Origin of the sequence: Hyphomicrobium sp., from assembly GCF_051860585.1 — a bacterium.
GTDB lineage: Bacteria > Pseudomonadota > Alphaproteobacteria > Rhizobiales > Hyphomicrobiaceae > Hyphomicrobium_C.
In genome coordinates this window covers 1-13,352 of the sequence record NZ_JBHYDS010000003.1, presented here as the reverse complement: position 1 = coordinate 13,352, position 13,352 = coordinate 1, and the positions used below count along the sequence as shown (strand labels likewise).

The 13,352-nt window shown below is 63.0% G+C and carries 13 protein-coding genes and 1 tRNA gene; 12 read left to right on the top strand and 2 right to left on the bottom strand.

Translation table 11 applies throughout. From position 1 onward, the window contains the following. Nucleotides 1–191: 191 nt before the first annotated feature. Together ACTIFK_RS05715 and ACTIFK_RS05710 are read left to right on the top strand one after the other, a co-directional pair. The gene (locus ACTIFK_RS05715) at nucleotides 192–527 is read left to right on the top strand and encodes an Mpo1-like protein (protein WP_439542091.1); all 336 of its coding nucleotides are present in this window, start codon (nucleotides 192–194) and stop codon (nucleotides 525–527) included. Nucleotides 528–733: 206 nt separating this feature from the next. Then, nucleotides 734–1,639, top strand: a complete 906-nt coding sequence (locus ACTIFK_RS05710; RefSeq protein ID WP_439542090.1) for an alpha/beta fold hydrolase — start codon at nucleotides 734–736, stop codon at nucleotides 1,637–1,639. Between the two features lie 88 nt (nucleotides 1,640–1,727). Here ACTIFK_RS05710 and ACTIFK_RS05705 read toward each other — a convergent pair whose 3' ends face one another. After that, nucleotides 1,728–2,711 carry a hypothetical protein gene (locus tag ACTIFK_RS05705; protein WP_439542089.1) on the bottom strand — a complete coding sequence of 328 codons (984 nt, stop codon included), beginning with the start codon at nucleotides 2,709–2,711 and terminating at the stop codon, nucleotides 1,728–1,730. 286 nt (nucleotides 2,712–2,997) lie between these two features. On the opposite strand from ACTIFK_RS05705, the gene uvrC reads away from it, so the two are divergent. The 6 genes from uvrC to ACTIFK_RS05675 all read left to right on the top strand — a co-directional run bounded on the left by uvrC (nucleotide 2,998) and on the right by ACTIFK_RS05675 (nucleotide 9,746). After that, complete coding sequence (gene uvrC / locus ACTIFK_RS05700) at nucleotides 2,998–5,097, top strand: excinuclease ABC subunit UvrC (protein WP_439542088.1); 2,100 nt, start codon at nucleotides 2,998–3,000, stop codon at nucleotides 5,095–5,097. A gap of 240 nt (nucleotides 5,098–5,337) precedes the next feature. Continuing rightward, nucleotides 5,338–6,417 carry an NAD(P)-dependent methylenetetrahydromethanopterin dehydrogenase gene (locus ACTIFK_RS05695; RefSeq protein WP_439542087.1) on the top strand — a complete coding sequence of 360 codons (1,080 nt, stop codon included), beginning with the start codon at nucleotides 5,338–5,340 and terminating at the stop codon, nucleotides 6,415–6,417. A 350-nt stretch (nucleotides 6,418–6,767) separates the two neighbouring features. After that, complete coding sequence (gene pgsA, locus ACTIFK_RS05690; protein ID WP_439542086.1) at nucleotides 6,768–7,358, top strand: CDP-diacylglycerol--glycerol-3-phosphate 3-phosphatidyltransferase; 591 nt, start codon at nucleotides 6,768–6,770, stop codon at nucleotides 7,356–7,358. A gap of 64 nt (nucleotides 7,359–7,422) precedes the next feature. Beyond that, nucleotides 7,423–7,674: a molybdopterin converting factor subunit 1 gene (gene moaD / locus ACTIFK_RS05685; RefSeq protein ID WP_439542446.1), complete on the top strand. Its 252-nt coding sequence runs from the start codon at nucleotides 7,423–7,425 to the stop codon at nucleotides 7,672–7,674. A gap of 4 nt (nucleotides 7,675–7,678) precedes the next feature. Continuing rightward, complete coding sequence (locus ACTIFK_RS05680; RefSeq protein WP_439542085.1) at nucleotides 7,679–8,149, top strand: molybdenum cofactor biosynthesis protein MoaE; 471 nt, start codon at nucleotides 7,679–7,681, stop codon at nucleotides 8,147–8,149. A 214-nt stretch (nucleotides 8,150–8,363) separates the two neighbouring features. Beyond that, a complete protein-coding gene (locus ACTIFK_RS05675; protein ID WP_439542084.1) occupies nucleotides 8,364–9,746 on the top strand; it encodes an N-acetylmuramoyl-L-alanine amidase in 1,383 nt (460 codons plus the stop codon). A 722-nt stretch (nucleotides 9,747–10,468) separates the two neighbouring features. On the opposite strand, the gene ACTIFK_RS05670 is transcribed toward ACTIFK_RS05675, so the two are convergent. Next, nucleotides 10,469–11,143, bottom strand: coding sequence for a hypothetical protein (locus tag ACTIFK_RS05670; protein ID WP_439542083.1), 675 nt, complete (start codon nucleotides 11,141–11,143; stop codon nucleotides 10,469–10,471). Nucleotides 11,144–11,485: 342 nt separating this feature from the next. Between ACTIFK_RS05670 and ACTIFK_RS05665 the strand changes: the two genes are divergently transcribed. The 4 genes from ACTIFK_RS05665 to ACTIFK_RS05650 all read left to right on the top strand — a co-directional run bounded on the left by ACTIFK_RS05665 (nucleotide 11,486) and on the right by ACTIFK_RS05650 (nucleotide 13,215). Beyond that, nucleotides 11,486–11,577 (top strand) — tRNA-Ser (locus tag ACTIFK_RS05665). A 298-nt stretch (nucleotides 11,578–11,875) separates the two neighbouring features. Continuing rightward, nucleotides 11,876–12,271 carry an EF-hand domain-containing protein gene (locus ACTIFK_RS05660; RefSeq protein WP_439542082.1) on the top strand — a complete coding sequence of 132 codons (396 nt, stop codon included), beginning with the start codon at nucleotides 11,876–11,878 and terminating at the stop codon, nucleotides 12,269–12,271. 179 nt (nucleotides 12,272–12,450) lie between these two features. Next, entirely contained in the window at nucleotides 12,451–12,609 is a 159-nt protein-coding gene (locus ACTIFK_RS05655; RefSeq protein ID WP_439542081.1) for a hypothetical protein, read from the top strand. Nucleotides 12,610–12,789: 180 nt separating this feature from the next. Continuing rightward, nucleotides 12,790–13,215: a hypothetical protein gene (locus tag ACTIFK_RS05650; RefSeq protein ID WP_439542080.1), complete on the top strand. Its 426-nt coding sequence runs from the start codon at nucleotides 12,790–12,792 to the stop codon at nucleotides 13,213–13,215. Nucleotides 13,216–13,352 lie beyond the last annotated feature (137 nt).

Below are 13,352 nucleotides of genomic sequence, written 5' to 3'. Positions count from 1 at the left end.
TCGTCGATCACGCTCGCTCCGCGATTTTTACGCGGCTTGCTTTTCACATCTCCGCTCGAGTCACCTGGGGAATAGTGCTCAAAATCGCGTATCGGTAGATTGGCTCAGCGAGGGGGACGAACCACAGTCTTACCTTCTGCGTTTCCGAGCAATACAATGGCGTCTGCGAGTAGCGCCTGAGGGAGACCGACATGACCGCGCCTGCCTCTTTCGAAGAATTCTGGCCTCATTACCTCGAAGCGCACTCCAGCCACAAAACGCGATCGTCTCACGTTTTTGGAACGCTGCTTGGCTTCGGCATCGCCGCAACGTGTGTCGCTTATGGCGAGCCCTTGTGGGCGCTTGGCGCTATCGGCATCGCTTATGGGGTTGCCTGGATCAGCCACCTTGTCTTCGAGAAGAACATGCCGGCGACATTCTCAAACCCGTTGTGGTCGCTCAGAGGCGACATGCGCATGGTGCAGCTCGCGCTGACCGGCCAGCTCGAAACCGAGATCGCGCGTTTCGAGGACAATCGGCCCGCGTAACGGCGAGTCTTCGACTACGGGTTCGAACACGCGAGGTCTGCCGATTGCGTTGCCGATATCGCCGAGCGACCTGGCCGCACCGACCTGCCTGATGCCGGTCCAGACGGGACGACAATCACGCCGCTACTTGTATGTTGTGGTACAAGTCGGGGCTCCGACGTGCGCGCCCACAGGCCGTGGCTGCCGCCCGCCAACCCAGGTGATCCATGCTCCGCAGCCTTGTCGCGTTGGCCGTGTCTTTAACGGCAATTCCTTGTGCCGCCGAAGAGCTTTCCTTCCCGGAGAATTTCACCACCCAGGAGGTCACCACCAACGGTGCAACGATCCATGTGCGCGTCGGAGGGCATGGCCCGGCCGTCCTGCTGCTGCACGGCTACGGCGAAACCGGCGACATGTGGGTGCCAATGGCCGTCGATTTTGCGCGCGATCATACGGTCGTCGTACCCGACCTGCGGGGCCTTGGCTTGTCGTCGAAACCGACCGCGGGCTTCGACAAGAAAACGCAGGCTGGCGATGTCGAAGGCGTTCTGAACAAGCTGAACATCGACAGCGTCGAGATCGTCGCTCACGACATCGGCAACATGGTCGCCTACGCTTTCGCCGCCCAACACCCCGAGCGCGTGCGAAAACTCGTGCTGATCGACGCACCTGTTCCCGGCGTCGGGCCCTGGGAGGAGATCCTCAAGAACCCGTTGCTCTGGCACTTCCGCTTCGGCGGCCCTGATATGGAGCGTCTGGTCGCCGGACGTGAGCGCATCTATCTCGATCGCTTTTGGAATGAGTTCTCGGCGACACCTGCGCGTTTCAGCAACGCTGCGCGTGAGCACTACGCCGCGCTCTATGCGCTGCCCGGCGCGATGCATTCCGGCTTCGCGCAATTCGCCGCATTCGATCAAGATGCGACCGACAACAAGGCGTTCATGGCAAAGGGCAAGTTGAAGATGCCCGTGCTCGCCGTGGGCGGGGAGAAATCTTTCGGGCCCATGATGGCGACCGTCATGCGGTTTGCCGCCGACGACGTGCATGAAGCAATCGTGCCGGACGCTGGCCACTGGATCATGGAGGAGAACCCGAAGGCGACGATAGACGTGGTTCGCGCCTTTCTCCAATGACCGCCCCGATCAAAAGCGAGCGCGTGCGCCGCATTTTCCGCAGGGCGCAGCAGTCTTGGCGTGAGGGTCATTGCCCTGGGGCGAAGTCTCAGGGCGCGGGTGCGAAGTATTTCAAGGCGGCCGTCGAGAGCGCGCCGCCGACAACGCAGGGGATGCCCGCCACCACTAGGCCGCCTGCCGCCGCGCCGACACAGCCGAGGGCCAGCGCGGTCTGTCCCGCCTGTCCCCACCACGAGTAATTGCGGGAGCTGAGCGAGCCCTTGGTTTTCAGTTCTTCAACGGCGGCGAGGGCGTCCTTGCGGATCTTGCCCGTTTCGAAGGTTTCGGCGGCCTCGATGACCTCGCGCAGCGGCTTTCGCACTTCGATAGGCTGCGTGTTCATCTCCTCGGCCAGGATGTCGAGCAGCTCCTTCTCGCGCGACGCGTTGGTGGCGAGCGTCCATTTCGCCATCGAACCGATGGTGAGTTTTTCGACGTCATTCTGGTCCAGCGACCAGGCGAGCGCACCGACGATGCGCTTCACCGGCTCAGCATCGCCGGTGGCGAAGTAGTAGCCCCAGAGCGTATCGAGGACGTACGCGTCGACCGGGAGTTCGGCGAGGGTCTTGCCGTCGCCGTAGAGATATTTGCGAAGCAGCACCATGCGCGCGGGCATGCGCTCGACGAATTTTTGCAGCAGGTCTTTCCAGCCCGGCAGGCCCGAGTAGGCGATGGCGCGGATCAGCACGACCTGGTCTTCGGGCGGCATCGGGAACATGCCGGCCACGAGCTTCTCCGCCTTGTCCGGGTTCGAGCCAAGGACGCCGGCGGTGAAGCCGATATAGACGCCGGCCTGATCCAGCTCGCGGAAGAGCCCAAGATCGCCCATGGCGTGCACGACTTCGGGCAGCTTCGAGGGGTCCGGCGCGCGGCGGTATTCGTTGATCCACTTGAGCACGTGCTCGGAGCGCTTGAACTCCAGGGCCGGAGCGGGAGCCGGGGCGCGCTTGGCCTTCTGTTGGGCGACGGCCGGCGACAGCACCAGCACGGCGGCGGCAACGACAGCGGTCAGGACTCTGGTCAGGACTCGCATGGGCCACGCCTCCGGGGCACCGGGTCTCGGATGTCGGAACTGTTTCACTAAAGCCTTTCCGCGATTAAGTGGAATCGCCAAAAGGCTCTAGCCCTCTGTTTGGTCGTGCTTCTTATCGGAAAACCGGTTCCCACTTTTCCGGAAGCACTCAGAAGGCTCTCCCAGACCCCAAGGTCAGCAGCGTCCGGGCGGATTTGTGGCGAAATAGCCCTAATACGACAATTCGTCCCTGCTTGACCCGTGGAGCCGGGTTGACGCGCGGAGCCGGGCCGCCAATGTTCCCGCCATGCCCAACACCGACGACAAACCGAGCGACGGCCTTGCGCCCTCCGCGTCCCTTACGACCAGGGCGCCTCTTGCGCCCGGCGCCGCGCTTCCCGACGAGCACGCGCCTCAACCTCAAACGCCGCCGAGGACCGGGCCCGAGGTCATTCATGCCTATCTCAAGACGTTGTCGTCGGGGCCCGGCGTCTATCGCATGCTCGATGCCGGCGGCGACGTCGTCTACGTCGGCAAGGCGCGCAATCTCAAGGCGCGGGTGTCGAACTATACGCGGCTCGCCGGATTGCCGAACCGGACCATCCGCATGATCCAGTCGACGGCGTCGATGGAGTTCGTGTCGGTGCGCACGGAGGCCGAGGCGCTGCTGCTCGAAGCGAACCTGATCAAGCGCTTCCGGCCGCGTTTCAACGTGACGCTGCGCGACGACAAGTCGTTTCCGTACATTCTCATTCGGCGCGACCAGGGCGCCCCGCAGATCCTCAAGCACCGCGGCGCGCGCACCGTGAAGGGCGAATATTTCGGGCCGTTCGCTTCGGCGGGCGCGGTCAACCGCACCATCAACATGTTGGAGCGGGCGTTTCTGCTGCGGTCGTGCTCGGACAGCGTATTCGAGAGCCGGACGCGGCCGTGCCTGCTGCATCAGATCAAGCGCTGCTCGGCGCCGTGCACCGGCGAGATCAGTCTCGAGGACTACGGCGCGCTGGTGGACGAGGCGCTGCGGTTCCTCAAGGGTGAAAGCCAGTCGGTGCGGGAAATGTACCAGCAGCTCATGCAGGAGGCGTCCGAGCAGCTCGAATTCGAGGCTGCTGCTCGGTTTCGCAACCGGCTCTGGGCGCTGGCGCACGTCACGTCCGAGCAGACCATCAATCCGGAGGGCGTCGAGGAAGCCGACGTGTTCGCCGCCTACCAGGAGGGCGGGCAGACCTGCATCCAGGTGTTCTTTTTCCGCGTCGGACAGAACTGGGGCAACCGCGCGTACTATCCCAAAGCGGACCGTTCGCTTACCGAAGAGGACGTGCTCGACAGCTTCATCGCGCAATTCTACGACGACAAGCCGGTGCCGCGGCTCGTGCTGCTCTCGCACGAGATCCCGAGCGTGGCGGTGCTGCAGGAAGCGCTCTCCATCAAGGCGGATCGCCGGATCGAGATCCGTACGCCGCAGCGCGGCGTGAAGTCCGGGCTCGTGGAGCACGCCCTGACCAACGCGCGCGAAGCGCTGGGGCGCAGGCTTGCCGAAAGCTCGTCGCAGCGGACGTTGCTGGCGGCGCTCGGCGAGCGGTTCGGTCTGCCGCGGCCGCCGCGGCGCGTCGAGGTTTTCGACAACAGCCACATCATGGGCACGAATGCCGTTGGCGCCATGATCGTCGCGGGCCCGGAAGGCTTCGCGAAGGGGCAGTATCGGAAATTCAACATCCGCTCGGAGATCACGCCCGGCGACGACTACGGCATGATGCGCGAGGTGCTGGAGCGGCGGTTCCGCCGGCTCGCGGAAGACGAGGCGGAGGCGCCGAAGCCGACGGCCGAGGCCGAGCTTTGGGAGACTGTGGCAGAAGCTGAGCGTGCGGGCGGCGATGCGTCGTTTGATCCGTCGTCCGATCCCGCGTCAGATCCGGTGTCGGATGAGGTTTCGGTCGGAGAACCCGTTCCGGAGCGGCCGGACCTCGTGCTCGTGGATGGCGGCGCCGGGCAGCTCTCGGTCGCGTCCGAAGTCATGGCGGCGCTCGGGCTCACGGGCATTCATCTGGCGGGCGTCGCCAAAGGTCCGGACCGGGACGCGGGCCGGGAGCACTTCCATCTGCCGGGCCGGGCGCCGTTCATGCTCGAGCCGCGCGATCCCGTGCTGTACTTCGTGCAGCGGCTGCGCGACGAGGCGCACCGGTTCGCGATCGGGACGCATCGGGCGAAGCGGGCCAAATCTCTCGGCGTCAATCCGCTGGATGATATCGCGGGCATCGGGCCGACGCGGAAGCGGGCGTTGCTCAAGCATTTCGGCTCGGCAAAAGCCGTTTCGCGTGCAGGCGTGGACGACCTCGCGGCGGTCGACGGCATTTCCGGCGAGATGGCCCGAAAGATTTACGATTTCTTTCACGAGAAGCGAAATTGAATCGGTTTCCGCCGGCGTTAATACCCGCGAAATAATTTATCGCCGGAGTCGCCTATTTCTCGCGCCTTTGCCGCATGCTGAACTGGCAAAAATTGTGTGTTCAGAACAAATTGTACGGGTTTTGTAAACCACCGACTGTCATCCTGCTCTGTGCGTGATGCGGAGACTCCCGAGTGCCTTGGGCAGCCGAACTTGCGAACTTTGGTTTGCGTGTCCTGCGGGGCCTTAAGGAACTATAAGATGCGTTTGAGTGTAGACATGCTGAGTGGCGAGCCTGTCCGTGCGCCGCATGGCGACCTGGTCCCCGCCGTAAAGAAGCGCTCCAAAAAGCGCGCGGACGCCTCCCAAGCCGCAGTTCCAAAAACAGCCAAAAGCCGCTCGCGGAAAAAGGCGCAAGAGAAGGCCGTTGCCCCCGGCACGCTGCCCATTCTCTATATGCTGTCGCCGCAGAAATTCATGAGCCCGTTCGATTGCAATATGGCCGTCGATTCCGGCTATACGGTCGTGCTCCCCTACGACAATGTCGGTGTTTCCGATGTCGGCGCGCTGGTGCAGGATGCGATCTTTTCGCGCCCGCCGAATGCGAGAACCGGCATATTCATCGGCGGCAAGGATATTACCCTCGCCCTCGAAATGATGAACGCCGCGCGGCACGCCATGGTGCCGTCGTTCGAAGTTTCCGTTTTCGCAGATCCTGGCGGGTCGTTCACCACGGCGGCCGCGATGGTCGCCTGTGTGGAACGCGTGCTGGCACGCAATTTCTCGCGCGGGTTCAGCGGTCTTCGCGTCGCCGTGTTCGGCGCGACGGGGGTGGTCGGATTTGCATCGGCCGTGATCGCGGCCAACGAAGGCGCGGACGTACGTGTCGTGGCGCATGACACTCTGGAGCCGCTGATCGCTTCGGCAGAGTTCGCCGCGGATACCTTCAACGTGTCTCTCAAGCCCGTGGCCGGCCATACGGATGCGCTCAAGGCGAAAATCCTGCGCACGTCGGACGTGATTTTCACGGCGGGACCGGCAGGCGTGAACATTCTCACGCGCCGTCAGCTTGCGCGCGCGCCGGGTCTGCTCGTGACGGCCGACGTCAATGCCGTCACGCCCTACGGTGTCGAGGGCATCGACCTCTTCATGAACGGTACGCCGCTGCCGGGCTGCAGCACGCTCGGCGTCGGTGCGCTGACGATCGGCGACGTGAAGTACAAGACGCAGGCGGGCCTGTTCCAGCGCATGATCCATTCGAAGGACGCGCTTGAGCTCGATTTCCGCGACGCCTTCCTGCTTGCGCGCGAGATCGTCTCCGGCGGGCCGAAGGCCGCTTGAACCGTATCGGCGTCCCCGCCCATCCGGAGGCAAGAGCCCTGCATAAAAAAAACGGAGCAGGAGCTTTCGCTCCTACTCCGTCTCTTTGGCGCCTCCTTGCCAGTATACGCGGCATACTCGAGGCGCTGACGATCTGCAGCCGACACGCTGTACTAATCCGGCTACTTGACAGTCCTGCAACCACAACGGCGAATCGGGCGGTTTAGTCCCGCGGGATGTCCGTTTGCCTGTGGACAAGTCAAATTTCCGAATAATCCCTCTGAGATCGCCGCGCAAGCTTCGAGTGTGATGGAGCCGGGACGCGGTACCCCATTGACTGGCGTGTGTGGCGATGGTGTTAGCTTAAGTTCATGGACCCTTCGATCCCAAGCCGCCCGAACGCGATCAGCCTGCCGAACGTGCTCACGTACGCGCGCATCGCCGCCGTTCCGGCGTTGGTGGCGTGCCTGCTGTTCGTGGAAGGGGAGCCTGGCCGCTGGGCCGCATTCTGGCTGTTCGTGGCGGCCGCGATCACGGACTGGCTGGACGGCTACCTTGCGCGCCGCCTGGAGCAGCAGTCGACGCTCGGGCGCATGCTCGATCCGATCGCGGATAAACTGATCGTCGGCGCGGCCCTGATCATGCTGGTGCACGACAAGACCATCGACGGCTGGTCGATCTGGGCGGCGATCGTCATTCTGTGCCGCGAAATTCTCGTCTCCGGCCTTCGCGAATTCCTCGCCGAACTCAATGTGAAGGTGCATGTGACGGCGCTCGCCAAGTGGAAGACGGCCGCACAGATGGTGGCGCTGGCGTTTCTGATCGCCGGGCCGGCGGGGGATGTGATCGTGCCGGGCACGACCACCGCCGGGATCGCGCTGCTGTGGCTGGCGGCGGTTCTTACGCTTTGGACCGGCTATGACTATCTAAAAGCCGGCGTGCATCACGCCATAGAAGGATAACGCGCCCGTGCCGACGGCCCCGACGATCGAGAGCCTCCGTCCTCAAGCGGCTGCCAGCCAAGTGCTGACGGTGCGCTATTTCGCGTGGGTGCGCGAGAAGGTCGGCCGCGCCGAGGAGCGCATCGAGGTTCCCGCGGGCGTTGCCACGGTCGCCGACCTGGTGGCATGGCTCAAGACGCAGGGCGCGGAGTACGACGCCGCGTTTGACACGGCGGGCGTCGTCCGCGTGGCACTCGATCAGACGCATGTGAAACCCGCGCACCTGCTGGCGGGCGCGAAGGAAGTCGCGTTTTTCCCGCCTGTCACCGGCGGTTGATGCAATGGCCGTGCGGGTCCAGAGCGAGCCGTTCGACGTGGGCGCCGAGGTCGAAGCGCTGACGGCTGGATCTGCGGATGCGGGTGGCGTCGTGACGTTTACCGGGTTCGTGCGGGGGCAAGCGGACGGGCGCGCTCTGGCGCTGCTGACGCTCGAGCACTACCCCGGCATGACGGAGCTGGAGCTGCAACGCATCGACGACGAGGCGCGCAGCCGCTTCGATCTGCTCGGCTCGACGGTCATCCATCGGGTCGGCCCGCTTCGCCCGGGGGACCCGATCGTGCTCGTCGTGACGGCAGCAGCGCACCGGCGTGCCGCGTTCGAGGCGGCGGAGTTTCTGATGGACTATCTCAAGTCGCGGGCGCCCTTCTGGAAGAAGGAATCCTTCCGCGACGGGACCGAGCGCTGGGTCGACGCGCGGGATTGCGATGGTGCCGCGATGGAACGGTGGGCTGGATCAGCAACCGAAAATTAACCGTAAGCGCCTTATCAACCATCATCATTAGCCGATTGAAACTGCGCGCAAATTTATTGCTGGCTGTGCCGAAGCCGCTTCGGCGTTAGCATTTGATTAACCTTTCTCATTCCATAACAAAGCCTGATGGCGTCCTGCAAAACGCCATCATCTACAAATATTGAATGACTGTCCCGCCAATGGACCGTGTTGCGTAGACGGGGGTCAACCAACGATGATGAATGCCAAATCGCAGCGCTTTGCGCTGCACCCATCCCTTGCGCGCTGCGCGCCCTTGCTTGCGATCCTGGCGATCGCGGCGGCGGCACCGGCTGGCGCAGCGTCCGATCCGCCGAAGGCGGGTGCGAAGGACAAGGGTGTGGTCGAGACCGGCGCGCTCGGCGCTGCCGCGGGGGCGCTCAAGCCGCCCCCTGCGAACGCTCCTTCTGCTGCCCTCGGCGGCGACGTCACCCATACCCGCTTCCTGATCGGACTTCCCAAGCAGGTCGAATTCCAGGTCTTTTCGCTTTCCAATCCCAATCGCGTCATCGTCGACATCGCTGAAACCGCCCTTCGGCTGCCGCCGCAGCCGGAAGAGAACATCGCCGTCGGACTCGTGCGCTCGTTCTATGCCGGCAAGTCGGCCCCCGGAAAATCCCGTGTCGTGATCGAAGTGACGCGGCCGGTGGTGGTCGATAGCGCCGTGATCCAGGCTGCGAATGCCAAGGGCGAGAAGGGGCACCGCCTGGCGCTCGACATCGTGCCCGTCGGATCGGGCAAGGCAAAAAAGCAGCAAGTCAAACTTGCGTCGCCGTTTTCGCTCGGCGCAGGCGACGTGCAGCCGCCGCTGCCGACGCCAGCCGTGCGGCCCGATGAAGCTGCCGCGCGCTCGTTCAAGCCGATCATCGTGATCGATCCGGGACACGGCGGCCACGACTCCGGCGCCATGAAGAACGGGATCGTCGAGAAGGACGTCGTGCTGGCGTTCAGCCTCAAGCTTCGCGACAAGCTCGAGAAGACCGGGCGCTACAAGGTGCTCATGACGCGCGACAAGGATGAGTTCGTCGAGCTTTCTAATCGCGTGAGCTATGCGGAAGGCCACAACGCAAACCTGTTCATCGCCGTGCACGCGGACTATGCGGGTGGCAATTCCAAGGCGCGCGGCGCAACGATCTATTCGCTGCGCGAGTCGGTCGCCAACTCCTTGTCCCGGTCGGCCAAGGGCGAGGTGAAGAGCGCCGTCCTCTCCAAGGACGAAGTCGAGACCATCAAGACCGCCAGCATCGACAACGATCTTTCCGCGGTGCGCGGCATCCTCGCCGATCTTGCCGGACGCGAAGTCGATGCGACGCAGGAGCGGACCAACGTGTTCACGCGCTCGGTTATCGAATTCATGGGCGCCAGCACGGAGCTGCGCGCCAAGCCCGATCAGCAGGCGGCGTTCCGCGTGCTCAAGACGGCGAAGTTTCCCTCGGTGCTGATCGAACTCGCTTACGTCACGAACAAGGAAGACGCGGAGCTGCTGCGTTCGGATACCTGGCGCGACAAGGTGACGGACTCGATCATGACGGCCGTCGACAACTACTTCGGCGCTCAGATCGCCCGGTTGCCGATGTAACCGCTGCCACTCGGCTTCGGCGGCATCGCCGAGACTTCAGAAAACAGAAGGCCGGCCCTTTCGGGACCGGCCTTTGTTTGTTGTGGCCAGCTTCCGGGTCGCACGCCCTGCCGGCTAAAGGTCAATCAGGATCTACATGGAGGATGAAGAGGTTTTAGGCGCCACAGGAGTACAAGATCCCATTCGATATCGTGCCGAAGCTCATGTGTATGAGCGGCGCTCCTTGGTCGCAATGCGTCGGGGGACCACTGACGAAGGTGCTTCAGCATAGTGCACTCCATCTTCTAGTAAGTGCCGATGTCCTGTTCCGAGCGAACGGGGCCCTCGCAGCCGCGACACACCTCTCCCTTCGCCAGGGTTGGCGAAACGAGACGACGACGGTGCTGACGGGGTCGGAATGGACACGGCGGTCCTGGACGGACTTGTCGTGCGGTGCATTGCGCACCCGGAGAACGCTCCCTCTGACAGCTCCGTCCTGGGCTGCCATGCGTCCCGCCGGGTTCGGCGACCAGCTGATCGGTCGTATTGGCTCAGAGTGCTCAAGGACTCCAGTCCCAAGGCTCTGACGCATGCACCAAATCGAGCGACCGGGCGGCCTAGGCCACGGTCGTACGGCGAGGCAATTCTTCCCTCACGCGAGCAAGTTAATCGATTCGGATGACGGGAAGCTTGCGGCGGCGCAATATTCCGCGCCCGTGGCCCGGCTGACTCACCCGGCTCATTCAGTGCGGGGGACGTTCGCCCTCGGCGGGACCGGGAGGCGGGGCGGCGGCAGGTGCGGCCGGCTCCGGATTGGTCTCGCCGCCGCAATTGGAGAAGAACGACGAAAGGCAAGTCCAGGTGTTGGTGGCCGCGCTGCCGATGGCGCTGCCGGCGTTGCCGATCTGCTCGCCCGCTTTCTTGGCCGTACCGCCGATCGCCTGGCCGGCCTTGTCGATGCCGTCCTTCGAGGATTTGACGGTTTGTTTCGCCAATTCTTCGACCGTGCGCGGGACCTTGGCTGGGGCAGGCTCGGGCGAAGCCGCATCTGGGCCGACCGGCGTGGGACTCGTGGGCGCTGCAACGTGGGGCGCCTGCTTGTCGGGCGACGCTGCTGCGGCCGGCGGTTCAGCGGGCATGACCCCGGGCTGCTTGATGCTTGCCGTCAGGCCGGGACAGGGAAATGGAGCCCCGCGCGAAACGGCGCAGTTCTCGTGACCGCCGCGCGCGGCCATCTCCGAGATGCACATGAGAGATGAGCTGTCGTTTTTGCCGGGACCTTCCGGCGTACCGGCGATCACGCAGCGATACATGGCCGGAGGGCCTTCGCAGGTGACGCAGTATTCGAGCGCGGCGGCCGGTTGCGCAAACGCGAGTGCGAGGCCAGCCCAGCCGACGATACGTCCGCGTTTCAACATCCCCTTACTCCGCATCCGTGTACGTTTTTCGTTTTGTGGTGGCGCGAATGCGCGGCTTCCTCGTGCTTAGCACGGGACTATGACGCCACCAATCATGACCGGGCCTCAAGCGGCCGGTAGGCGGCCGGATCTTTGGCGCGGCGTCACGCTCCCAATGGGCAACGATGCGCGGCGTTTGGGGCAAAAAATCGAACGGGCTGGAAGGGGTGTGGCGCCCTTTTGGGGGGAGTGCGACGCGCTTTTGGGAGGAGTGCGGCGCCCTTTTTGGGGGAGTGCGACGCACTGTGGCGGAGCGCTTGCCAAGCGGCGACCCCCCCTCTATACGGGTGCTTCGCGAAATCCGGAGACGTGGCCGAGAGGCTGAAGGCGGCGGTTTGCTAAATCGTTATACCCCCTAAAGGGTATCAGGGGTTCGAATCCCCTCGTCTCCGCCATTTTCATGTTGCACTGCGTCGGTCGAAGGCAGCCGGCGAGACGTTCGAAGCCGGTGAGGACGCACCCACACGCACCCGTCGACGCACGTACTTGTCGGTATTTATATGGCGACCGACTTCAGGAAGCCGCCTGATCGAATGGGCATCCCGCCGTCATGCGGTGCCGTTGGCCGGGAACCTTTCCCTGTACACCGCGTTTCTTCCTTGGCCGAACGGTCCTGATCCCAGGATCTCGAAACCCCACCAAAGCTTCCAGAGCTACGGCGGGGTTTTTCGTAAGACGGCGAGGAGAGACATTATGAAAAAAATTGCCCTTACATTGCTTTTGGCGAGCGCCATGGGCCTTTCCGCGTGTGGTCAATCGGGCGACAGCAGTGCGGCGCTCAAGGCGCTCGATCCCGACAACGACGGCACGATCGACCTGGCGGAAGCACAAGCCGGCGGTACGAAAAAGTTCGCCAAGCTCAATCCCGACAATGACGGTACGTTGGACGAGAAGGAGCTTTCAGGCGTTCTCGATGCGGCGGCGCTCAAGGCCGCGGATCCCGACAACGACGGCACGCTCGACACCAAGGAATATGCAGCGGTCATCGAGCAGAAGTTCAAGACGGCCAATCCCGACAACGATGGCACGATCGACAAGAAGGAATTGGAGTCGGCTGCCGGTCAGGATTTGCTGAAGCTCATCTACTGACGCCGGCGCGGCTATTGTCGCAGACATGCCGAGGGCATCCAGCCCTTGGCGACATTGATCAGGCCTGCTGACGCGCCCCTAGCCGGGCGCGTTTTTCGTGGTTGGCCCCTCTGTCGGCTGCTCCGGCATCGAGACGGTGCTTTCGCGCTTCTGCTCGCTTTTGGCGGGCGGCGTCGGGGTTGTTCAAGTCGATCGGCAATGTGTTCAAGTCGATCTTCAAGTTCGTCGGGCAGGTGTTCAAGGCGATCCTCAACTCGTCGCTCAACATGGACGGAACTGAGCTTTACTACCTCCTCAATAAAAATTCTGGCGCCATTGATAGGATAGGAGTGACGTAAGACCGTTCGCGTCGCTACACACAAGCCTACCTCGACGCAGAGAATGTGATTTACCAACCTCAAGCTCACTATCAATCGAGATATGCAGCCCACTTGGATGAGTTCGTTAGATTGCAAACATATCGGTATGCAAATGGAAGTTACCCCAGACTGAACTTTAGCGGCAGGTAAGTTAGGAACATGCATTTTAGGTGGTCAGCCGAGGTTTTTAAAGATGCGTCCGATGGACTTCGGCGCTGCAGCAAGGCCGTTGACGCCTATTTGCAGAGTGGTTTCGCTAAATCGGATAAGTTATCCGACCTTCCGATAACTGTGCGCTACGTGCCCATCGCCATGCCACACGAGGCGCTACATCGGTATCCAGCACGGTCGAAGTTGCGGAAGAAGGAACGGCTCTATGACTGCGCGCCACAGCTTGATTACGATGTGTTTGTCTCGGGCACATTTGAAGAGCAGCTGCGGGAATATCTACGGGGTCTTGCGGAAACCACACCGCATCTCAAAGAGCTCGGTGCGAACGATGATCAAGTTGTAGAGTTCGAGAGTATTCTGCGTAAGGCGGTCGATGAAATACTGACCAATGAGATTGGGCAGACGCGCCACTGAGATGAGATGACCACCTCGGCTCGGTCGACGTGATCACGGACACGGCCCGCGCCGTCGTCGAGCGCCTGAGCTTCGACGCGTGGGGCAAGCGGCGCACGTTCGACTGGAAGGTCTACGTGGCGGCGGCGCCCTACCCG